Origin of the sequence: Neisseria sp. P0008.S010, assembly GCF_051962715.1 — a bacterium.
GTDB classification, from domain to species: domain Bacteria; phylum Pseudomonadota; class Gammaproteobacteria; order Burkholderiales; family Neisseriaceae; genus Neisseria; species Neisseria elongata.
In genome coordinates this window covers 1-258 of record NZ_JBQCVA010000344.1, presented here as the reverse complement: position 1 = coordinate 258, position 258 = coordinate 1, and the positions used below count along the sequence as shown (strand labels likewise).

At 48.1% G+C, this 258-nt stretch carries 1 protein-coding gene; it reads right to left on the bottom strand.

What is annotated here, in order from left to right; translation table 11 throughout:
• Positions 1-258, bottom strand: a 258-nt coding sequence (locus ACTHSL_RS13865) for an IS30 family transposase (protein ID WP_440381739.1), incomplete at both ends; no start/stop codon positions are given.

The window sequence follows — 258 nt, the reverse complement described above, 5'->3', positions numbered from 1 at the left end:
TTGGGGAAATATTGTCGGATGAGTCCGTTGGTGTTCTCATTCAGCCCTTTTTCCCAAGAATGGTAAGGGCGGCAAAAATAGGTTTCCGCCGCCAATGCGTTGGCTATTTTGGTGTGTTGGTAGAACTCTTTGCCGTTATCCATGGTGATGGTGTGGACTCTGGCTTTATAGGCCTTTAATACCCTAATGGCTGCCCGGGCAGTATCTTCGGCTTTCAAGTTCTTCAATTTGCAGATGATGGCGTGTCGGGTATTGCGT